The following is a 21,345-nucleotide window of genomic DNA, read 5'->3' as shown; positions in this document are numbered from 1 at the left end:
CATAGCCGGATTACATAACCGGGATAAATGAGAGAGGGATGATCGCATGTTTCGTCTGGAGACGACCAAGCTGGATATCGCTTATGAGGAAAGATTAATTGTAGAGGATCTGAACATTCAGATTCCCCAAGGAAAAATTACAGCACTTGTTGGAGCCAATGGTTCAGGGAAGTCAACCATCCTGAAAACGATGGCACGTATTATGGCTCCAAAAGCAGGTAACGTATTGCTCGACGGGAAGTCCATTCATAAACAATCCACGCGTGAAGTTGCCAAGCAGCTTGCGATTTTGCCACAGAATCCAACAGCCCCTGAAGGTCTTACCGTTACTGAACTGGTATCGTATGGTCGCTTTCCTTATCAAAAGGGATTTGGCTCCATGCGTGCGGAAGACAAACGCATGATTGAATGGGCTATCGAAGTGACAGCCATGACTGAATTCCATGATCGTCCGATTGATCAACTGTCCGGTGGACAGCGTCAACGTGCCTGGATTGCCATGGCACTTGCACAAGAAACAGATATCCTTTTCCTGGACGAGCCGACTACATTCCTGGATATGGCTCACCAGCTCGAAGTATTGCAATTACTGGAGCAACTGAATGCCACAGCCAACCGTACCATTGTTATGGTTGTCCATGACTTGAATCATGCTTCCCGCTACGCACATCACATGATTGGTATCAAAAAAGGTAAAGCCATCGCTCATGGTTCACCTGTGGAAGTTATGAATTCGGATGTACTTCGTGAAGTATTTAACATTGAAGCAGATATCGTGATTGATCCACGCTCCGGTGTACCACTCTGCTTGCCTTACGCTCTTGCAGGCGAACGTCAGCAATCGAAGACGCCAGAGCAGAAAGTCATGAACAGTGCGATGGTTCATGCTGGAGGACGAACAGAACCACGTGTTCAAGCGACAGGAAGTTAACGAAATGGGCCATATGTGGTCCTTACATTATAGAATGAAGCCGCTGTGCATAATGCACGCGGCTCATTCGCATTCATGGGAGGTTTGCAACCAATGGGAGCAATCAACTACACGTGGTTAGAGCAATATGGACGTATAACGACCGGTCCGGTTAACGAACCGGTTTTTGGCATGCCTTTGACATTGTTAAGACATCCGGAGAACGCAAAGCTTATGCTCGAAGTCTATAATAAGCACCTGCGTACAGATTCTCTTCGCTCTGCTGCTGTATATTTCATGCACTCTGTTCGCGGTTTAGTGCTCGGTATTCATTACTTGACATCTATGTGTGATGCATCGCTGAATATTTCGTTGGAGAATATCCATTTGCAGTTGGAGGTTCAGGAAGGGCGTCCTGTAATCCATTTTCAGATTGTGGATGCAACCGAGTATGCCCATCCTGGTTCAGTCGACAACGGTGGTGGAGATGTATCTATCTCGCGGAATGAATTACTTACAGCATATTACGGTGAACAACTACGCCCACTGATTGAGGGGGTGGCCCTTGCGGGAGAAGCAAACACGGGTCAGATGTGGGCACAGTTCGCATCCATCCTGAGATGGTTCAAGACGATGGTGGTAAAGATGGACATTACAGAATCGGAACGAGAAGCTGTAATTCAGGGATATGAGCATGTCATTGCCATGCCACCGGAGATTCTGGGGTTACGCAAGAACTTGCTGTCATTCAAACCGGTCGAGATTGCTAATCCCCATCAACCTGGAGAGACCATGCTGATGAAGCCGACATGTTGCCTGCACTATCAGGTGTACGGTGGTCAGAATTACTGTTACAGCTGTCCCAAACTGACCAAGGCCGAGCGGCAAGAGCGGTATGATGCAATTGTGGCTGCCAAGTCAGGTTGAAGTGAGTCGGGAGCAAAGGGATATGGGTAGATCCGAGATTTGGTAATCGCATCCGATCAGGTTTATAATAATAAGACAGGCTGTAGGTTCATTGGTTATGCCAACGTGCTCGCAACAGTCCAAACCAACATATGTCATGGGAGGAATCAGTCATGTCCGTATATTCATATCAGGCGGTAACTACCGCGAACCAAGAAGTCTCACTGGATCTGTATCAAGGTAAGGTATTGGTCATTGCCAATACAGCCAGCAAGTGTGGACTGACCCCGCAATACGGTGAATTGCAAAAGCTCTATGATCGTTATCGCGATCAAGGCTTGGTTGTACTTGGTTTCCCTTGTAACCAGTTTGGAGGGCAGGAGCCAGGTACAAGTGAGGAAGCCGAATCATTTTGCCAGATTAACTATGGTGTGAATTTCCCGGTGTTCGCCAAGGTAGATGTGAATGGTGAGGAAACACATCCTCTATTCCAATACCTGAAGGAGCAACAACCCGGCGTAGGCGAAACAAGCGACATCCAATGGAACTTTACCAAGTTCCTTGTTAACCGTGAAGGTGAAGTGGTAGGTCGTGTTGAACCGAAAGAATCCCCGGAGACCATGATTGCAGATATCGAGAAATTGCTCGGTTAATACATGAACGTTGAGAAGCCTATCCTCGTATAAACGAGGATAGGCTTTTTTGATTATTTTATATACGCAGATTTATTCTCTTCACAGGTAGGAGTTGGCTCCATGAAATCAACTCTCTGTAATGAAAATTGAAGCCATTTATTTTTTGTACAACTAAAACATGAATGAAAGGCACGCTTCTAACTTTATGCGTCCATACAGGGATCGCGGAAGCCTTTGCATAGCATAAATCGACCCGAATCCGGGGAAAATGAAATCAATAAAATGAAGGGAAGAAAAGCTGAAGAAAAGCTGAAGAAAAGCTGAAGAAAAGCTTGAATACAGGGAAATGACTTCTTTCGACAAACTTTTTTTGCTCAACCTATTGCAATGTGAAAAAGATCACATTATAATGAGTGTGTAAAGTGAAATTAATCACATACACAGTATCGATTAAGAAGTGAAATATTTCACAACCATAACAACCTTATATTCAAACTCATTTATATATTTCGAGGAGGAACTTTTAATGAAAATCGCAGTTATCGGATGTACACACGCAGGGACCGCAGCCATCGTAAATACCGCCAAATTGTACCCGGATGCTACCATCACCGTGTATGAGCGCAATGACAATATCTCCTTCCTATCTTGTGGCATTGCGCTCTACGTAGGTGGGGTTGTGAAAGACCCTGACGGTTTGTTCTATTCTTCGCCCAATCAATTGGCAGAGCTTGGTGTTGAGACCAAGATGCTTCATGAAGTAACAGCAGTAGATGCTAAGGGCCATACCCTTCAGGCTAAAAACCTGCAAACCGGGGAAGAATTTGAAGATACGTTTGACAAACTGATCGTGACAACGGGTTCATGGCCTGTCGTTCCGAAGCTTGAAGGCATTGAGATGGATAACATTTTACTTTGCAAAAACTACAATCATTCCAACACGATTATCGAAAAAGCCAAAGATGCCAAACGTGTTACCGTTGTAGGTGCAGGATATATCGGCGTAGAACTGGTTGAGGCTTTCCAGATGAACGGCAAGGAAGTTACCCTGATCGACAGTGTGGACCGTATTTTGAACAAATACCTGGACCCTGAATTCACGGATGCGATCGAAGATACGTTGACTGGACGCGGCATCAAGCTGGCTCTTGGTCAGACGGTACAGAAGTTTACTGGAGAAAATGGCAAAGTGACCAAGGTGATCACGTCCAAAGGTGAGTTTGAAACCGATCTGGTTATTCTGTGCATCGGCTTCCGTCCAAATACAGAGCTGCTCAAAGGCCAAGTGGATATGCTGCCAAACGGTGCGATCATCGTGGATAAATATATGCAAACCAGTCAAAAAGACGTCTTCGCTGCGGGTGACAGCTGTGCTATCCATTATAACCCTACAGGCAAAGCATCTTACATTCCACTGGCGACTAACGCTGTGCGGATGGGTACACTGGTAGCCCGCAACCTGGTTCGCCCTACGACACCGTATATGGGTACACAAGGAACATCGGGTATCAAAATTTACGAGCAAAATATCGCGGGTACCGGGATGACGGAAACATCTGCTGCTGACGAAGGTCTGATCGTGGAATCCGTGGTACTGGAAGACAGCTACCGTCCGGAGTTCATGCCTACGGCTGAGAAACTGTTACTCAAAGTGGTATATGAGCAGGCTACTCGTCGAATTGTCGGAGCGCAAGTAATGTCACAGGTTGATCTGACTCAATCGATTAATACGATCTCGGTCTGCATCCAAAACAACATGACCGTAGATGAGCTGGCCTTCATCGACTTCTTCTTCCAGCCACATTACAACAAACCGTGGAACTTCCTGAACACGGCGGGTCTGCAAGCACTGCCTCCAATAGAAGTAAAAGCACCAGCAATGGTGTAAGGAAGCAGAATAGATGTTGATATAAAATACTGAACCATAAAATGCACAAAGGCTGGCGAGCATATCGTCAGTCTTTTTTTGTATATCTGTAATGGAGGTGTAAGTAACATGCACGATATCCCTTGCTGTCAGAGTCATTCAATGACAAGCATGAATAACGACTTTTATACATAACATTGTGATAATTTGCACAAAGTTTTGTATAAGACCAAGATACAATTAGGATATGGTATTCAACGCATAACTAATGAATTTTAGATGGTCTTATCCAATGATGAACAATGAAGGAGAGGATGAATGATATGGCAGCAAAAACACCTCTTGAGGTTGCACAATATACGGCGCAAACAGGAATGAAGAAGGCACAATATCGGGACTCTTCTGTACTGGTGCTCAGTTTTCTGGCAGGGGCTTTTATCGCGCTGGGTTTTCTACTGGATATTCGGGTAATTGCTTCTGCGCCAGCAGAGTGGGGAAGTTTGGTTAATTTGATCGGTGCGGCGGTATTCCCAGTTGGATTGATTATGGTGCTCATTGGTGGTGGCGAGTTGCTGACGGGAAATATGATGGCTGTTCCACTCGCGACAATTGCACGAAAATTATCCGCGGGCAGCATGTTGAAAAATCTGACGTTAGTGACGATTGGTAACTTTGTTGGAGCTTTGTTTGTCGCGTATGCGTTTGGACATGTGCTTGGTCTGACTGGAGAGGGTGTATATCTGGCGAAAGTGGTGGATATGGCTGGACATAAGCTGCATGATGGATTCCTGCAGGCTTTTATCTCCGGCATCGGCTGTAACTGGCTGGTTGCGCTGGCCGTGTGGTTATCCTATGCATCCGATACGATGAGTGGCAAAGTACTAGGCATTTGGTTTCCAACGATGGCATTTGTGGCGATTGGATTCCAGCACGTTGTGGCCAATATGTTCCTCATCCCGGCAGCAATCTTCGAAGGACATTATTCGTGGGGTCAATATGTGATGAATTTCATTCCGGTATGGCTCGGGAATCTGACTGGAGGAGCTTTGTTTGTAGCTGCAGCCTATTGGGTGGTGTACCTGCGCCAAGTTGAGCCGAAAGTGAAGCCAGAGATAGCAACGTCGATCGAACCTGTGGAGACGGAGGCTAGAGCGATGTGGAGCAAACAAGCATAGAGGGCATTGCGTAGCATGTGTGGACGTAGGTCGTCCCCAACTGCCAATTAAATTTTTATTATTCAAAATATGAATTCATTGTTGCCCACATTCGATTGTACTCGCTTCGTACCGCTGAGAATGCACCGGGCTTTTCAGATTTATTGTTTGAATTTGGCTCAAACGTTAAATATTTATTACGTGATTTGCACTCATAGTTTTTGCTATTTATAAGGAATTCAATTCTATCTTTAAATGGTCTGTCTAATAATTTAACCACCATAATGTCTCCAGTACTGGTGGTTCTAGCAGGAAAATAAATCAAAAAGTAACCTTGTTCAAATCGGTACTCCATAGCACTTACCTCCATTCGAATATAGAATTTATTGCTAGTTAACTAAACCATCAAAAAGTATCTATACATCAATTATACATGATGAAGTTAGTGCATAATATTATTGTTTTTATCACCAATTTAGAGAGTTAACTGGACTCATTTGTGTACGTTACGGAAGGAAATAAAGTTTCACTATGACGATGATTAGGATGGGATTGCGTTCGATAAAATTATATCGGCGCGTACATGAATCCAAAAATTACAATTACAAATAAGTTCTAGGAAAAGGGCATTCCTGGATTATTGGGAACGCCTTTTGTGTGTCCTGTTGCAACCTAGGCTTGGTTTAAACAAGCCTAGACTAAGGGAAGGATTTCGGATCAGGAAGGGCTTCAGCTTCTGCAGGAGGATCGAAGGAGTGTTTATACCAATCAAGAAGACTAGGGCAAGAGAGGCCACCTAAGAGCCGCTACGCACTGCTGGGGGGTTACTTGGCCCGATACCTAGAGCGCCTAAGCCGTCCCGGCCAAGGCGCTTTAGGTTCCTGTGCCGCGCTTCACACCCCGCACTGAGCCTTAACAGATATTAAAGACCACCAACGTTCGTCTTTTAAGGCAATTTGGATGCTTGGCCAGCTCCTGCAGCTTGCCTATTTTTGTTCAAAACCCGAACATTCCATAGATAACATTATCTTAGTATCCGATAGAACTATAAATAATATGGTACAATAAGGAAAAAATAGGAGAGGAAACGGTGATGAAAAAAGATAAAGATACGGGAATGGTATACCACATAGACGCACTTGGACGTATTGTATTGCCTATTGAACTGAAGCATAACCTGGGGATCGAGCATGGAGATCCAATTGAATATTTTTTTGATGATCTACGCATAATTTTGCGGAAGTATAGAACATGTGAATGTACATTTTGTTCCGCAACGGAACAACTTACCTACTTTAAAGATTATTTCATTTGCAGTTCATGTATAAAAGAAGCTTTAGGGTCTGCTTGCTGCTACGTAGGGAGAGGAACGAAAAGCTTCTAAAAAAGAAGTGGTTCCTTCCATTGAAAAAAAACGACAGCCCCCAAGCGACCGGCATGCTGCTGCTCTCTTCGATCCGGACGAGATTCGCGCAGCTCCCACCCAGGACATCAGGACATGAGCTGAAGACGAGATCCATGCAGAACAATTAGAAAGTATCGAAAGATTTTGAAATATCATTGCGATACTTTTCGTGAACATCCGGGATAGGCCAAGGCATATTAATATGAATTTGTATGTTCAACTTCACCCACCGAGCAAATTTCTTGTGCACCTCTGTTATGTTCAACACTGCGATAAGATAAGCACTTTGCAACCCCGGAATATCTACCCCTAGAATAATTTCCATCAAATGAACGATTTTGATTTTAATTAAATCTTTCTTTTCTTCATGTTCGTACATCCAATCACGATGGATTTGCATATTTCCTTTACCATAAATGGTGAAATGAATGCCTCGGTCCGAATCGTGAATGAGCCCTTTTCCTGGTTTCTGCGCATTGCAGGCCTTCTTTAGGCTCCTCTGTGCGGGTTTGGTTGCGTATAATTTGCTTCGAGCCACTGGGCAAACTTTGCTGCAGGACCGGATGCTCCGGCACAAACGATGGTCAACCGCAGGCTTTATATGACCTCGTCAAGCTAAATAATAAGTAATACATAATCGAGCAAGGACTTGGTGTAAGACAAGCTCTATTTCCCTGTGTCTGAAGGCAAACAAATCTACTCCCCCTACTAATCACACGAATCGCTGCAAGCAAAGAGGAGGGAGATGGCAGTCAAAAGTATTTATAAAATAAAGAATAGCTAAGTGTCACAAATTGAAGTTTCCAATTGTTATATAAGTACACGGAAGGAGGCGATATCAATTGACTTCTGAACATCCAGACAATATTGACAGTGAGGAAATTGATCAAGTAATTCAGCAAATAAAGAAAGGCGATACTGATAAGTTCAGAGTCATCATTGAGAAGTACCAGAGGAGAGTTTACCTCTATAGTTATTACTTACTGAATGATAAAGAACAAGTAGATGACGCAGTTCAAGATATTTTCATTAAAGTGTATCAACATATTGGTGACTATACTAAAACAGTTTCTTTTTCTGCTTGGATTCACAAGATCGTTTATAACCACTCTATAAATTTAAATAAGAAGAAATTCAGAGATTATCAACTGCTTCTTGATTTTCAATATTTAAACAAAGTTTCATCCACTAATGAAAACCAGAAAAATTACATTGATGTGTTATTACAACAGCTTAATTTCAATGAAAAATACATTTTACTATTACGGGCTGTAGAGGAGTATTCTTTTGATGAGGTGGGCCATGTACTTAACATAACTGCAGCAAATGCTAGAAAAAAATATGAACGTATTCGAAAAAAATTAAATAGACACAGAAATGGAGGTTATGAAGAACATGAAAAAACACTTGGAACCACAAGAGGATGAAGTAATAAATAAAATTCGTGAAATGGATCCAAACAAGGATTTCTCAGATATCATTATGACAAAAATTAAAGAACAAAATATAAAACCTATCACCACTATTGAAAGGAGAATAAAAGTGAAGAAAAGGGTTATTGCTACAACGGTTGCTGCTAGTTTAACGCTGGTGATTGCAAGTGGATTTGTGTCACCTACAATGGCTGAATCTTTGCAACAAGTTCCTGGGGTAAAGAGTATCTTTAAGCTAGCAGGAGACTTAGGGTTAAGGGTAGCAGTTAAAGAGAATTTAGTTAACTTCCCTAACGTAAGTGCATCAAATGAAAACATATCTTTGGTAGTACCGGAAATTATTTATGATGGGACGAGAGTTTCCTTGAGCTTAGAGCGAAATCCAACAAGTGAATTATCAATCTCAAATAATCCATTAAAAAAAGATATTAAAAATATAAGTCTATTGATTAATGGTGAAGATATTCAATCTTTTGGTCCTGATAATTCAAACGACATTGGAGTATTTCAATATGCCGGTGTTGATAACAATTCAGTTATCCTTGAATTCTCAGATTTACGTAACCAAGAAGGGAAAATACTGCCTAATTCCTTTGATCTGACTTTGAATGTTGATCTTAAAGGAGAAAGCAAGCCTTTATCTATTGAAGTCCCTGTTGAGAAAAATGCCACAGACGCTTTTGTGACTAATATTAATGCGACAAAGAAGTTTGAAGATTTCACAATAAAATTTCAGAAAGTTGAAATTACACCAGTAACAACGAATCTATCAACTGTTTTGAGTTTACCAGAAGGAGAGGCGTATGATCCACTTACACTTAGCTTAGCCTATGATGTTGTCGATTCAGATGGAAACAGTCTAAAGTTACTTAGTTCTAATGAATGGCATGAAACGAATGGGAACGAGTTGACCTCAGATATTCGATTCCAGCCTTTTAATACAATACCAGACAAAATAACAATCAAACCTTACATTATTGAAATTAATGAGAATGGAACATTTAAACAGGATCCAAACGGTGAGGTTTTAAAACAGTACCTAACTAATCTTGAGGTAGAAGTTCAAATTAAAAAGTAATTATAAAAAGGTCAGTAATTGGGTTACCCCAATTACTGACCTTGATTAAAAAACTATGCCTTATTTAGTTACTACAAATGTGTACACTCCGTTGAGTGCACCATTAGATTTGTATGCTGCTACCTGCGCGGTACCTTCGCCGATCATAGTAGCTTTGCCACCCGAAAGACTTACCACATTGGAGCCATATAAGATAGTAAAAGAAGAGCCTGTCATGAAGAAGTCGCTACCCACAGTAGTACGAATTGTAGTATCCATTGGAGTAATGATTGAACCACCGATTGTAGTAGATTCAGCTTGAACAGCTGGAGCGGCTGAAACCGGAACGGTTCCTAGTGTGAATGCAAGAGCTAGGGCTGGTACAGATACTGCTGCTAATAATTTTTTCATTTTGTCGAAGTCTCCCTTTTAAAAAAATAATGTGTAGTACTACAAATGTATAATTCGACCTCGATGTCCAAATTCATCCTTTAAAAGTGAATATTTTCTAATTTTGTTATGAGAGACCATTTTGTTTCGCAAATTGATTCGAAAGCGAAAGAAGTATTTTGAGGAAAAAGGAATAGATGTTATCTGGTTTGTTGAAGATCGAGAACTGAGTATAGATTTAAAGTTTCGGGTATTGTTTCGATGGGAGTCTGAAATTAGATCTTATTTCAATCAGCAAACACCAGGACAAACTTATTTACACAAAAATCTAAGAAGTGTAGAAAACAGGTGTTTATTCCCGCAGTTCACCGTCCCTAAATCCCAAGCGCCCCCGGATAAGCCGTCCGGGGGCGCTTGGGATTCTTAACGGAACCAGCAGGGAAGCTAAAAACTTGGGGCAATGCTCATACATCATGGGCATTGCTTCGCTCCGTTTCACTCCACTTCACAATACCCACCATGTACTACGAAGCAAATAAAGAACCATGACTCCATTACGCTTCGCTTCATTCCTTCACCGTTCCAAAAAACCGTCCGTCTGGTCGTGTGTTCTATCGTCCAGTTGACGATATTGTGAGGGTGCTACCTATCTGTAATTTCAGTAAAACAGAAGAATATTACAGCACATTATTCCACGAGCATGTACACAGCACAGGCCACGATAGCCTTCAAGGATTAAAGAACTTGCTGCCTTTGGAGATGAAAACTACAGCAAAGAGGAATTAGTTGCCGAAATCGGGGCGGCGATGCTTTTCGGTGTAGCTGGTATTGATGGAGAACAGCACGGCTTATGTGGGCAGTTGGATACGTAAGCTTAAAGATGATAAGAAGTCTGTCGTACAGGCCGCGGGGCAGCAGAAGGCCTATGGCCAACTTAAATTTAGAGCCAAAACCGAACATGAGGGCATAAAGTCTTTTTTCTTTTTTCATTTAGAGACGTGGGATGGATGCATATGAGGGAGGGTAACAAGACACCGTCACACTGCCTAACGAATATGCTGTGACGGAGAAGGTCGGGATCGTTTTTTGTATGGGGTCCTTGTTGGAATTCAACGCAAAGCAAATTCGCCATGACAAGGTTCGGGGGAACGAAACCTGTTCATGGCGAATTTCGGGAGTGGTCCATGATATGGCATGAGGAGGAAGTGGGGAAACACTAGCCTAATGCCTTATTTTTAATTTACCCCTGAATTCTGAAGTTGAATCAAACTCAAAAACATTTTTTTGAAAATAATTTGAAGCTGCTATAGCGGCGAATATTAGGCGAAAATATACTGTTCTCTTTACGTGATAACCTCGAAGAAGATATGATATAGGGATAGCTTTTAAAGAGGGGGAGCCATACGATGATCGATCAGGAGAATGGGGTATTTGCAGCGGTATGCCCGCTCGATTGTCCGGACACTTGTGGTCTGTTGTTACATAAAGAGAACGGTAAAATTGTGAAGGTAGCTGGCAATCCGGACCATCCGATAACAAAGGGTGCCATCTGTAATAAAGTCAGAAATATGACCGAGCGGGTGTATCACCCCGAGCGTCTACAATATCCGATGAAACGTGTAGGAGCCAAAGGCGAAGGCAAGTTCAAACGAATGAGTTGGGATGAAGCGATTCGCGAGATTACGACCAAATTCACTGCATTGTCTGAAACCTACGGCCCGGAGAGCATCCTGCCCTACAGCTTCTACGGCAACATGGGCATTCTTGGCGTAGACGGCATGGACCGACGTTTCTTCAATGCGCTAGGTGCGAGTGTGCTGGAGCAGACCATCTGTAATGCGGCCGGAAATACTGGCTGGAAATATACGATGGGCGCCAACCGGGGAACAGTGCCGGAAGATACGGAGCACTCGGATCTCATCCTGGTATGGGGCGGTAATATCGTCAGTACGAATATGCATCAGGTCGTTTTGGCGGAGAAAGCTCGGAAGAAAGGCGCCAAGATTGTCGTAATCGACGTTCATCGTAATCGTACGGCCCAATGGGGCGACTGGTTTATTCCGCTGTACCCGGGCACGGACAGCGCACTGGCGCTGGGTTTGATGCATGTTCTGTTCGAACGGGGCCTGACGGATGAAGCGTTTATGCAAAAGTATACGGTGGGTCATGAGGCACTGCGTGATCATGTCCGCAGTTACACGCCTGACCGCGTTGCACGCATTACAGGCGTGCCGGAGGAGACGATTGTGGAGCTGGCCGAACTATACGGCAACGCACAGGCAGCCCATATTCACATCGGCAATGGCCTCCAGCACCATGATAATGGGGGGATGAACGTACGTAGCGTTGCATGTCTGCCTGCCATTACAGGGCAATGGCTGAAGCAAGGCGGCGGTGCCGTTCGCACCAACAGTTACGCGAGCACGAATAGCGACGCGCTGGAACGTCCGGAGCTGCGGCAGAATCCGGAGCCGCGAGTGGTGAACATGAACCGGATTGGTGAAGCGCTGCTGGAAGCGGAGCAGCCAATCCGGGCCATGATGGTCTACTGCAGCAATCCACTGGTGGTGGCACCGGATACCGAGCGGGTAGAGCGAGGTTTTGCAAGGGAGGATCTGTTCACGGTTGTGCATGATCTGTTCATGACGGATACGGCCAAATATGCAGATATCTTGTTGCCAGCCACGTCATCATTTGAAGCGACGGACCTGTACACCTCCTATTGGCATCAGTACGTTCATCTGCAAGAGCCGGTGATTGCACCGATTGGGGAGAGCAAGAGTAATGTGGAACTGTTCTCCCTGCTTGGACAGGCCATGGGGTATGACCCTGTGATCTTCGGAGAAACGCCGGAACAGATGATTGAGGACGCACTTCAGGGAACGGACAACCCCTATATGAATGGAGTCACGTTGGAGGGACTGAAGGAACATCGATTCGTGAAGCTGGATATGACGCCACATGCTGCATTTCTGGATCAGCTGCCCACACCTTCAGGCAAAATCGAATTGTATTCGGAGACGATGGAACAGAGAGGCCTTCCGCCACTCCCTACCTATAGCGCCCTGGTTGAAGGATATGATGGGGAGAATCCGGCTGGACCTGCTGATACCTATCCATTGATGTTCCTATCGCCGCCAAACCATAATTTTCTGAACTCCACCTTCGGTAATTCAGCCAAACATCAGCGTTTGGAAAAGATGCCTCTATTGCAAATGCACCCCGAGGACGCCATCCGTAGAAACGTGGAGGATGGCGATGCAGTGGTCGTATGGAATGATCGCGGACGCATCGAACTTACCGCTAAGGTGAGTGAAGCCATGTTGCCAGGAACCGTCATCAGCCAAGGCTTATGGTGGGATGGTGACGGCAAGAAACAGCGAGCGAATTCACTGACGTCCAATCGGTTGTCGGACATGGGGAACGGGGCTACCTTCTTCTCGGCCACTGTCGAAGTGAAGCGTCAATGAGTGTGCTTGCAGCGTGATTTTTTTGAGGTAAGATGAAACAAAGGGTCGAACTTGAGCAGGATCTAAAGAGCAATAGATGTAACACTTCCAAAGTCCTTCGCTCTGGCTGGTTATGCCGTCAGGGCAAAGGCTTTTTTGGTATGTTAATACGTTTTTATAGTACTAAGGAGAATGGATTAGAGATGATGAGATGGCTGGATAACTATCCAAAAGAAGTGAGAATATTTTTATTAGCAAGTCTGGTTAACGCAACAGGCAGTGCACTGATGTGGCCGCTGACTACCATGTATGTGTTTGATGAGCTTGGACGGACGATGGCCAACGCCGGTTTTGTAATCCTCATTCAGTCCCTGGGTGGCATCTTCGGACAATTGCTCGGCGGTTCGTTATATCACCGGGTAGGCGTGAAGAAGCTGATCATTGGCTCACTGGCGCTTAATGCGTTAGGTTTGTTTGCGCTGCCCTGGATTAGCGCGTATTGGGTCATATTTATATGTGCGATGGGCTGGATTGGCCTGTTCAGTTCATTGTCGCTGCCAGCGATTCAGGCCTTTATTGGCTTCCGGTTTGCGGAGCGACGCGGTGAATTATTCAATATTATCTATGTGGCGAACAATATCGGGGTGGCGATTGGTACAGCGCTGAGTGGTTTTCTGGCTGACTTTTCCTATCACCTCAGCTTTGTACTGAACGGGGTGACCTCAGCCGGGTTCGCGATTTTCTTCTGGTATTATCTGTCGCGAGTCGAACCGGATCAGGGGGAAGTACATCTGACCAAACGCAAAACCGTTCCCGATGGGCCTGGCGTCTGGGCACTGCTAGGCAATACCCGATTATATCTGTTTATGAGCTTGGGCGTGCTGTTCCTGTTATTCGGCAATTCCATCTGGAACACAGGCGTGTCCCCGTATATCATCTCTGAGGGTATGGAAAAAAGAATGTACGGTCTGCTCTGGACCCTGAACGGGGTGCTGATCTTTGTGGGACAACCTTTTACCAGCTGGGTGAAACGGACCATGGCCCGTACCTCCACTGCCCAGATGACGGCGAGTGCGGTATTCTATGGCATGGCCTACATTGTCATGATTACCATGTACAGCTATCCGGGCATGGTGCTTGCAATGGTACTTGCCACGTTTGGAGAGATGCTGATCTCCCCTGCGACGCCTGCCTTTATATCGGAGCATGCAGGCAGGGCAGCACCTTTTTACATCGGGATATCGGGTGGGATCGGTGCGGTTGGACGGGTTATCGGCCCCTATGCGATGGGGGTTATGTATGACAAGCAAGGACTTATTCCTGTAGCGTGGCTGGCAACAGGCACAGCAGCTATTGCGGTAATTGGTTTTGTGCTGCACGCAGTGTTGAACCGTAATCGTGAGGTGAAGGAGTATGGGATGGACACCTAACAGATCTCATCGGGTTGGACAGGATGCGGAAGGAAGAAGGAGTTGAAGTTGACGGTAAATCCACTGTAATCTGTCTGCTCATCCGTAAATTATGGTTGACAAAAAAAATATATTTATGCTATAATTTACATATAAAAATATTCCGTATATAATAAGATTCTCCTGGCCAGGGGAATCTTATTTTTGTTTGTACGGGAGGAATAAGTATGAAGCAAAATGAATCCAGTATCACATCATTGATTTCGACTTTTGGCCGAGCCTATCACAGCCAACATGACACACCCCTCATTTTCGATGATTTTATGGCGAGATTGCTGATCTCTCCTCAAGAGTTTTCAGATATCAGCAATAACATGGTTAAAGGCATTCATTTTTTCAACCCGGATATGGCTCACGAGCTCAAGGACGACCCGGAAAAGGTTCTAAAATGGATTACCCAGGTACAGTTATCTCCAATAACTCTGGCTCGGGCCGCTTACTGTGAGCATGTACTTTTGCATGAAGTCGCGTTGGGATTGAAGCAGGTAGTCATTCTTGGCGCCGGGATGGATACGTTTGCTTTGAGGCATCCGGAATTAAAGGACACGCTGGATATCATTGAAGTGGATTATCCGGCTACACAGCAATTCAAGAAGGAGCGGCTGAATCAGGCCGAGCTGACTATTCCGGACAATCTTCACTTTGTACCCATGGATTTTACGCGTGAGCTTTCGAATGACAGCTTGGCTCTTGAAGGTTTGAAGAAACGGAAGACGTTGGCTAGTCTCTTGGGTGTTTCGTATTATTTGCCCAAAAATGATCTGTTTAACGTGATTCGTCATGTGTTTGCGAACCTGCCAACCGGAAGCTCTATAGTTCTGGATTATGCAGATGAGCACCTTTTTAAGGAAAAAGGAATGTTTAATCGGGTTGAAAATATGGTTAAATTGGCTGCAATGGGTGGTGAGCCGATGCAATCCGGCTACGCATATGTGGAGATGGAGGCCTTGCTTGATGAAGCAGGGCTGCTTATTTATGAGCATCTGACTCCCGAGGCGATTCAGGAACAGTTTTTCCAGGATCGAATCGATTATCTAAGGGCATTTGAAACGATACATTTCATTCACGCAGTAAAAAAATAAATCGATTTGGGCATGTATGGTCACCTATATAGCCCCCATTTGCATAGCAGCAGCCAACCTTCACCCTGTGGCAGGGTGAAGGTCGTTTGGTTTGAACAAAGGACCAGCATAAACCCTGATTCGGTAGCCAATAACTTCGCAGTTGATACAAATGTTCAACAATCAGACTCGTTAGGGTTCAATTCCATGTCATTCAACGTTCTCCTCTCTATTTGTACATTATGCCCATATAATAGAATGGAACTGGTTAAAGGCAGGAGGATGCATACAATGTACAAGGTTTTGTTGGTCGATGATGAATTTATGATCTCGGACGGAATCTCCAGTGTCGTGAACTGGTCCCGATTAGGAACAGAACTGATCGGCATTGCTCAAGATGGATTGGAAGCGCTTGCTTCGATTGAGCGGCAACGTCCCGATATTATCATCTCGGACATTCGCATGCCGGGAATGGATGGCTTACAGCTGGTTGAAGCAGTGGCGGAGAAGTACCAGGATATCTCATTCATCATGCTTACGGGTTTCACCGAATTCGAATATGCGAAGACGGCCATGCATTATGGAGTGAAGCACTATCTGCTCAAGCCCTGCAGTGAAGAGCATCTCGTACAGGCTATTAGTGAATTGGTCAGTGAGAAGCGGGAGTTAACCGATCAGGAGCGTTTTGTGCAGTCGATCCAATATAATCTGGAGCGTGTACTGCCGCATGCCAAGGAATATTTTCTGAAAGAGCTGGTCACGAACAGAACATACGGGGTCAAGGAATGGAAGTATTTCGAGGAATTATTCGATGTACAGTTCCAGGATCAGCGTGTGCGGTTGCTGCTGGTAGAGATTGAGGGGGATCATGAGTATTTGCACTTGTTCGCGGTCAAGAACATTGCCGAGGATATTTTTCACAACCCAATCTTAAGTGCCACGGTTGGGGGGCATGTGCTACTAATCATGGAGGACAAGTTGTCTGAAACGCAGTTGTTCCATAATATCGATGAGATTCGCGCCACATTTACCCGATATTATCATGACGATCTCACGATTGCGCTGAGCGAGCCGGGAGATCTATCGCAGGCACGCCATTTGTACATGCAGACGCTGGTTTATCTCAATTACCGCTTTTATCTCGGTGAGGGCAGTCTTATTATGGAGCGGGATATTTACTCTCCCGGGGAGCACAGTCTTCCTGAATTCGAATACGATCCGGAGCGGATGGTTACTGCAATCAAGGCTGGGCACTGGCAGGAAGTTGGAACAGAGCTGAACCGGATGTTTCAGCTGCTTGCCAGCTTGCGATACGATATTTCCCAAACGAAGTCCTATCTTATTCAGATGTTTATGGAGATGATTCGACTCAGTGGCTCTGCCGAGATGAAAAGGTATATGGACCAGTTGCCAGGCATGATTGAATCCAGTACCCTGCATTCTTTTCAACAGTTTCTGCTTGCCGTCGCCAAAGAAATCACCCTGCGTCGCTACGAACAACACCGCTCCAGACAATCGCAGATGGTAGGTAGTGTGAAACAGTTGGTAGAGAAACGCTACAGGGACGAGACACTGACACTCCAGTCCATCGCCGGGGAAATATACATGAATCCAGACTACATCGGCAAAATGTTCAAAAAAGAAACCGGTGAGAAATTTACGAACTATGTGTTGAGCTACCGCATCCGTAAAGCATTGGAGCTTCTGGAGCAGGACGGGAACTACACTGTATCCTCGCTTGCTGAACAGACAGGGTTTGGCGCCAACTGGCCGTATTTCAGCAAAATGTTCAAGAAATACACGGGCTTCTCCCCTTCCGAGTATAAAAAAGTACCTTAAGACCAGCGTTGGTACCGGCTTCTGCATAGCTTACCTGTATATCCGATCTACATCTAATCTGTGATCGTGCCCTGTTTGCCATTCATCGGCAGCAGGGTCTTTTTTTGTCGGACAGAACTCGGTTTTGAACATCCATTTACCGGAAATGAGCATGGGAAGAAATGGTGCTCGCTTCTATCATTAGAAGTGTCATGTTAGTGAATCAATACCGAGAGTGGAGGGCGAGTGGATGGAGCTGAATCGAAGCCGGGGGATTGAACCTGGGCGTTTGAAGCCAGCTGGCAAATGGAGTTCGGTGAAAAAGGAACTTGTCCGCAACAGATACGTCTATCTGATGCTCGTTCCTGTTGTAGCCTACTATCTGATTTTCAGCTATGGTCCAATGTACGGGCTACTGATGGCATTTCAGGAATCCTACAACCCGATCAAAGGAATCTTGGCAGGCGAATGGGTTGGATTTGACAACTTCACCATGTTTTTTGAAAGTTATTATTTCTGGCGACTGATTAAGAACACACTGATTTTGAGTTTTTACAGTATTGTGTTTGGTTTCCCGGCTCCGATTCTACTAGCACTGCTGCTGAATGAAGTCCGGAAAAAGTGGTTCAGAGGCGCAGTACAGACCATCAGTTATATGCCGCATTTTATTTCGGTTGTCGTCGTGGTCGGAATGTTGAAAACGTTCTCATCTCTGGACGGTGGGTTATTTAACGTCATTCGTGACTTTTTCGATCTGCAGCCGATGATGTTTCTGGCGGAAAAAGATATGTTCCGTCCGATGTACATCCTGTCCAACATATGGCAGGGTGCAGGCTGGGCCTCGATTATCTTTTTGGCGGCGCTCAGCGGGATTGATCCGCAGCTGTACGAGGCTTCCAAAATTGACGGTGCAGGTCGCTGGAGACAGCTGCTTCATATTACACTGCCAGGCATTATGCCAACGATTGTGATTATGTTAATTCTGCGTATGGGGGCAGTGATGAATGCAGATTTTCAGAAAATATTGCTGATGCAAACGGCACCGACCTATGAGACATCGGATGTCATATCAACCTTTGTCTATCGATCCGGTATTTTGGAGGGGAACTATACGTATTCAACCGCCATCGGACTATTTAACGGCGTCATTAATTTCGCGCTGCTCATTATCGCGAATGCGATCAGCAGAAAGCTTAACTCAACCAGTCTATGGTAATCGGAAGGTGAAGCGATGAAACAGTCTATAGGGGAACGACTTTTTGATGTATTCAATACACTGCTGCTTTTGGTGATCATGGTTTTATGCTTGTACCCGATGCTGTACGTGTTCAATTCTTCAATCAGCGACCCGGACCAGATGCTGCGTTCCCGTTCACTGATGCTCATTCCTGAAGGTTTTCAGCTGGGAGCGTACAAGTCGGTATTTCAGGATACTCGCATCTATACGGGATATATGAACACCTTGTTCTATGTTGTGGTGGGTACTGCCATCAATCTGCTTATGACTTCGCTGGCTGCCTATGGGTTATCACGTGGCGATCTGATGGGCAGAAAAACGCTGATGAAGTTAATTACGTTCACGATGTTTTTCGGTGGGGGCATGATCCCAACTTTTCTGCTGATTCAGAATCTGGGCATGGTGGATACCCGTTTTGCGCTTATTATTCCGGGTGCCATCAGCACATTTTATTTCCTCATTATGAAAACAAACTTTGAAGGCATTCCGATCAGTCTGATCGAATCGGCGAAGCTTGATGGTGCCAATGACTTTCTGATTTTGTTCCGAATTGTACTGCCTTTGTCAAAGCCAATCCTGGCGGTCATGATGCTGTATTATGCGGTTGACCATTGGAATGATTATGTCGGACCAATGCTCTACCTACGCAGTCAGGAGTTATATCCGATCCAGATTATTATGCGTGATATTCTGATCAGCAGCAGTACGGAGGCCATGGGCGCTGGAGCTGATACCGGCTTCGCCATTGGGGAGAACATCAAATATGCAACCATCATTATCTCTACCCTGCCGATTATGCTGGTATATCCGTTCATTCAACGTTATTTTGTTCAGGGCGCTCTAATCGGTGCTGTGAAACAATAAAAAATGTATCCTATGGAGGCGAATTACGTGAAAAAAAGAATGGGGTCCATCCTGTTGTCATCGCTACTTACCATGTCTTTACTGGCGGGCTGTACGGGTGATAATGAACCAGGTAGCGCAGAGCCAGCAGAAGGAACAGAACCTGCGGTTCAGGCGTTGACCGAGATTCCGCTACCGATTACAAGTGAGCCATTTACCATTGACTACTGGCGCGCCAATGATGCCAAACTGACAGCTTCCTTGAACAATTTTGGCGATATGGCGGCTTACAAGGAAAAGGAGAAATTAACTGGCATCCAAGTGAAGTTCACACATCCTCCGCTTGGACAACAGCGCGACCAGTTCAATCTGTTGATCTCCACGAAGGAGCTGCCGGACGTCATTTATTATAACTGGGCGGATGCCGTTGGCGGACCGGAAAAAATGATCAAGGACGGTCGCATCATTCGTTTGAATGAACTGATCGACAATTATGCACCGAACTTAAAGCGGATTATTGAATCCGATCCGGATGTGAAGAAACAGATTGCACTCGACGATGGCACAATCTATATGTTCCCGCTGCTGAAGCTGGATGCATTGAAGCTGAATGCCACTTCCGGTTTAATTATGCGCCAGGACTGGCTTGATGCATTGAACCTTAAGGTACCTACCAATATCGATGAGTGGTATACGGTACTTAAAGCATTTAAGGAACAGGACCCTAACGGCAACGGTAAGCCTGATGAGCTTCCTTTCACCGGAAACTGGGGGCCGGGTAACCTGACCAAGCTCCATGATTTTGCAGCGGCCTTTGGCGTGATTGGTGGCTTCCAGATGAATGGAGACAAGGTGGAGTTTGGACCGATTCAGCCGGGCTACCGTGATTTCTTGGAGACCATGGCCAAGTGGTACAAGGAAGGGCTGATTGATCCTGAGATCATGACCAATGACGGGAAAGCGTTTGACTATAAGGTTACCAGCAATCTGGCCGGCGCATATCAGGGTGGTGTATTCAGTGGCATGGGGAAATACTTCAATCTGATGAGAGATACCGATCCGAACTTTAACGTAACCGGCGTACCGTGGCCCGTATCTCCGGATGGAACTTCTTATGCTACCTTCAATCTGGAGAATAAGGTACTAAGTTATGGTGAGGCCATTACGGCATCCGCAGACGAAGACAAATTGAAATATATTGTTCAGTGGATGGACTACAACTATAGCGACGAGGGTAGTGATCTGTTCAACTTTGGTATCGAAAATGACAGCTATGTTCGTGACGGGGAAGGTGTCAAATTCACAGATACCATCATTAATAATCCGAACGGTCTGACGTATGACCAGGCACTGGCTTCCTATGCCTTATCCATTATGGACGGTCCGATCAATCAGGATAGTCGTTATCTGGATGCATTATTATTTGACGACGGTCAGCGTGCCGCGAATGCGGAATGGATGAAAGCAAGCTCAGCTTTAACGCTTCCTCCAATTCGTTTGTCAACAGATGAGGTGACCACAAGTACGTCCATCATGAGCCAGGTGAATACGTATTTGAATGAGACGATGACTGCCATTATCAGCGGACAGAAGCCGATCACCGAATTTGACACCATGGCTGAAACGATCAAGAGCATGGACATTGACCGGGCGATTGAGGTTCATCAGGCTGCCTATGATCGATATCAGTCCAAATAATACGTAAGAAATC

18 protein-coding genes are annotated in these 21,345 nt (G+C 45.1%); 15 read left to right on the top strand and 3 right to left on the bottom strand.

Translation table 11 applies throughout. From position 1 onward, the window contains the following. Nucleotides 1–46 precede the first annotated feature (46 nt). From MKZ13_RS28745 to MKZ13_RS28725, 5 genes are all read left to right on the top strand, one after another. Nucleotides 47–931, top strand: a complete 885-nt coding sequence (locus MKZ13_RS28745; protein WP_339180090.1) for an ABC transporter ATP-binding protein — start codon at nucleotides 47–49, stop codon at nucleotides 929–931. 93 nt (nucleotides 932–1,024) lie between these two features. Then, on the top strand, nucleotides 1,025–1,837 hold the full coding sequence (locus tag MKZ13_RS28740; RefSeq protein WP_339180088.1) for a (2Fe-2S)-binding protein: 813 nt from the start codon (nucleotides 1,025–1,027) through the stop codon (nucleotides 1,835–1,837). 152 nt (nucleotides 1,838–1,989) lie between these two features. Beyond that, nucleotides 1,990–2,469, top strand: a complete 480-nt coding sequence (locus tag MKZ13_RS28735) for a glutathione peroxidase (RefSeq protein WP_062836886.1) — start codon at nucleotides 1,990–1,992, stop codon at nucleotides 2,467–2,469. 508 nt (nucleotides 2,470–2,977) lie between these two features. Beyond that, the gene (locus MKZ13_RS28730; RefSeq protein WP_091012820.1) at nucleotides 2,978–4,339 is read left to right on the top strand and encodes an FAD-dependent oxidoreductase; all 1,362 of its coding nucleotides are present in this window, start codon (nucleotides 2,978–2,980) and stop codon (nucleotides 4,337–4,339) included. Between the two features lie 302 nt (nucleotides 4,340–4,641). Next, nucleotides 4,642–5,493, top strand: coding sequence for a formate/nitrite transporter family protein (locus tag MKZ13_RS28725; protein ID WP_339180085.1), 852 nt, complete (start codon nucleotides 4,642–4,644; stop codon nucleotides 5,491–5,493). A gap of 58 nt (nucleotides 5,494–5,551) precedes the next feature. Here the strand turns inward: MKZ13_RS28725 and MKZ13_RS28720 are convergent, their stop codons facing one another. Further along, nucleotides 5,552–5,827, bottom strand: coding sequence for a hypothetical protein (locus MKZ13_RS28720; protein WP_221825523.1), 276 nt, complete (start codon nucleotides 5,825–5,827; stop codon nucleotides 5,552–5,554). Between the two features lie 738 nt (nucleotides 5,828–6,565). On the opposite strand from MKZ13_RS28720, the gene MKZ13_RS28715 reads away from it, so the two are divergent. After that, nucleotides 6,566–6,856: an AbrB/MazE/SpoVT family DNA-binding domain-containing protein gene (locus tag MKZ13_RS28715; protein WP_339180083.1), complete on the top strand. Its 291-nt coding sequence runs from the start codon at nucleotides 6,566–6,568 to the stop codon at nucleotides 6,854–6,856. A gap of 145 nt (nucleotides 6,857–7,001) precedes the next feature. On the opposite strand, the gene MKZ13_RS28710 is transcribed toward MKZ13_RS28715, so the two are convergent. Next, nucleotides 7,002–7,415, bottom strand: a complete 414-nt coding sequence (locus MKZ13_RS28710; protein ID WP_339180081.1) for a hypothetical protein — start codon at nucleotides 7,413–7,415, stop codon at nucleotides 7,002–7,004. A 304-nt stretch (nucleotides 7,416–7,719) separates the two neighbouring features. Between MKZ13_RS28710 and MKZ13_RS28705 the strand changes: the two genes are divergently transcribed. Together MKZ13_RS28705 and MKZ13_RS28700 are read left to right on the top strand one after the other, a co-directional pair. After that, a complete protein-coding gene (locus MKZ13_RS28705; RefSeq protein ID WP_221825519.1) occupies nucleotides 7,720–8,304 on the top strand; it encodes a sigma-70 family RNA polymerase sigma factor in 585 nt (194 codons plus the stop codon). After that, nucleotides 8,273–9,388 carry a DUF4179 domain-containing protein gene (locus tag MKZ13_RS28700; RefSeq protein ID WP_339180078.1) on the top strand — a complete coding sequence of 372 codons (1,116 nt, stop codon included), beginning with the start codon at nucleotides 8,273–8,275 and terminating at the stop codon, nucleotides 9,386–9,388. The genes MKZ13_RS28705 and MKZ13_RS28700 overlap by 32 nt, the downstream gene beginning before the upstream one ends. Nucleotides 9,389–9,448: 60 nt before the next feature. Here the strand turns inward: MKZ13_RS28700 and MKZ13_RS28695 are convergent, their stop codons facing one another. Beyond that, nucleotides 9,449–9,778: a hypothetical protein gene (locus tag MKZ13_RS28695; protein ID WP_221825514.1), complete on the bottom strand. Its 330-nt coding sequence runs from the start codon at nucleotides 9,776–9,778 to the stop codon at nucleotides 9,449–9,451. 1,385 nt (nucleotides 9,779–11,163) lie between these two features. Between MKZ13_RS28695 and MKZ13_RS28690 the strand changes: the two genes are divergently transcribed. The 7 genes from MKZ13_RS28690 to MKZ13_RS28660 all read left to right on the top strand — a co-directional run bounded on the left by MKZ13_RS28690 (nucleotide 11,164) and on the right by MKZ13_RS28660 (nucleotide 21,332). Beyond that, on the top strand, nucleotides 11,164–13,227 hold the full coding sequence (locus MKZ13_RS28690; RefSeq protein ID WP_339180074.1) for a molybdopterin oxidoreductase family protein: 2,064 nt from the start codon (nucleotides 11,164–11,166) through the stop codon (nucleotides 13,225–13,227). Nucleotides 13,228–13,412: 185 nt separating this feature from the next. Beyond that, nucleotides 13,413–14,636 carry an MFS transporter gene (locus MKZ13_RS28685; protein WP_339185465.1) on the top strand — a complete coding sequence of 408 codons (1,224 nt, stop codon included), beginning with the start codon at nucleotides 13,413–13,415 and terminating at the stop codon, nucleotides 14,634–14,636. A gap of 206 nt (nucleotides 14,637–14,842) precedes the next feature. Then, nucleotides 14,843–15,757, top strand: coding sequence for a class I SAM-dependent methyltransferase (locus MKZ13_RS28680; protein ID WP_339180071.1), 915 nt, complete (start codon nucleotides 14,843–14,845; stop codon nucleotides 15,755–15,757). 270 nt (nucleotides 15,758–16,027) lie between these two features. Continuing rightward, nucleotides 16,028–17,575 carry a response regulator gene (locus MKZ13_RS28675; RefSeq protein WP_339180069.1) on the top strand — a complete coding sequence of 516 codons (1,548 nt, stop codon included), beginning with the start codon at nucleotides 16,028–16,030 and terminating at the stop codon, nucleotides 17,573–17,575. Nucleotides 17,576–17,804: 229 nt separating this feature from the next. Continuing rightward, nucleotides 17,805–18,770, top strand: a complete 966-nt coding sequence (locus MKZ13_RS28670; RefSeq protein ID WP_339180066.1) for an ABC transporter permease subunit — start codon at nucleotides 17,805–17,807, stop codon at nucleotides 18,768–18,770. Nucleotides 18,771–18,785: 15 nt separating this feature from the next. Beyond that, entirely contained in the window at nucleotides 18,786–19,655 is an 870-nt protein-coding gene (locus MKZ13_RS28665; protein WP_036667808.1) for a carbohydrate ABC transporter permease, read from the top strand. A gap of 27 nt (nucleotides 19,656–19,682) precedes the next feature. Then, nucleotides 19,683–21,332 carry an ABC transporter substrate-binding protein gene (locus MKZ13_RS28660; protein ID WP_339180062.1) on the top strand — a complete coding sequence of 550 codons (1,650 nt, stop codon included), beginning with the start codon at nucleotides 19,683–19,685 and terminating at the stop codon, nucleotides 21,330–21,332. Nucleotides 21,333–21,345 lie beyond the last annotated feature (13 nt).

It is taken from the genome of Paenibacillus sp. FSL R5-0701 (assembly GCF_037973995.1).
Classification (GTDB): Bacteria; Bacillota; Bacilli; order Paenibacillales; family Paenibacillaceae; genus Paenibacillus.
The sequence above is the reverse complement of the archived record's forward strand: the minus strand, read 5'-3'. Positions and strand labels throughout refer to the sequence as shown.

What these genes read in the sequence shown, in the direction of transcription:
- MKZ13_RS28745 (WP_339180090.1), top strand. Translation starts at nt 47, where the DNA reads ATGTTTCGTCTGGAGACGACCAAGCTGGATATCGCTTATGAGGAAAGA.
- MKZ13_RS28740 (WP_339180088.1), top strand. Translation starts at nt 1,025, where the DNA reads ATGGGAGCAATCAACTACACGTGGTTAGAGCAATATGGACGTATAACG.
- MKZ13_RS28735 (WP_062836886.1), top strand. Translation starts at nt 1,990, where the DNA reads ATGTCCGTATATTCATATCAGGCGGTAACTACCGCGAACCAAGAAGTC.
- MKZ13_RS28730 (WP_091012820.1), top strand. Translation starts at nt 2,978, where the DNA reads ATGAAAATCGCAGTTATCGGATGTACACACGCAGGGACCGCAGCCATC.
- MKZ13_RS28725 (WP_339180085.1), top strand. Translation starts at nt 4,642, where the DNA reads ATGGCAGCAAAAACACCTCTTGAGGTTGCACAATATACGGCGCAAACA.
- MKZ13_RS28720 (WP_221825523.1), bottom strand. Translation starts at nt 5,827, where the DNA reads ATGGAGTACCGATTTGAACAAGGTTACTTTTTGATTTATTTTCCTGCT.
- MKZ13_RS28715 (WP_339180083.1), top strand. Translation starts at nt 6,566, where the DNA reads ATGAAAAAAGATAAAGATACGGGAATGGTATACCACATAGACGCACTT.
- MKZ13_RS28700 (WP_339180078.1), top strand. Translation starts at nt 8,273, where the DNA reads ATGAAAAAACACTTGGAACCACAAGAGGATGAAGTAATAAATAAAATT.
- MKZ13_RS28695 (WP_221825514.1), bottom strand. Translation starts at nt 9,778, where the DNA reads ATGAAAAAATTATTAGCAGCAGTATCTGTACCAGCCCTAGCTCTTGCA.
- MKZ13_RS28690 (WP_339180074.1), top strand. Translation starts at nt 11,164, where the DNA reads ATGATCGATCAGGAGAATGGGGTATTTGCAGCGGTATGCCCGCTCGAT.
- MKZ13_RS28685 (WP_339185465.1), top strand. Translation starts at nt 13,413, where the DNA reads ATGAGATGGCTGGATAACTATCCAAAAGAAGTGAGAATATTTTTATTA.
- MKZ13_RS28680 (WP_339180071.1), top strand. Translation starts at nt 14,843, where the DNA reads ATGAAGCAAAATGAATCCAGTATCACATCATTGATTTCGACTTTTGGC.
- MKZ13_RS28675 (WP_339180069.1), top strand. Translation starts at nt 16,028, where the DNA reads ATGTACAAGGTTTTGTTGGTCGATGATGAATTTATGATCTCGGACGGA.
- MKZ13_RS28670 (WP_339180066.1), top strand. Translation starts at nt 17,805, where the DNA reads ATGGAGCTGAATCGAAGCCGGGGGATTGAACCTGGGCGTTTGAAGCCA.
- MKZ13_RS28665 (WP_036667808.1), top strand. Translation starts at nt 18,786, where the DNA reads ATGAAACAGTCTATAGGGGAACGACTTTTTGATGTATTCAATACACTG.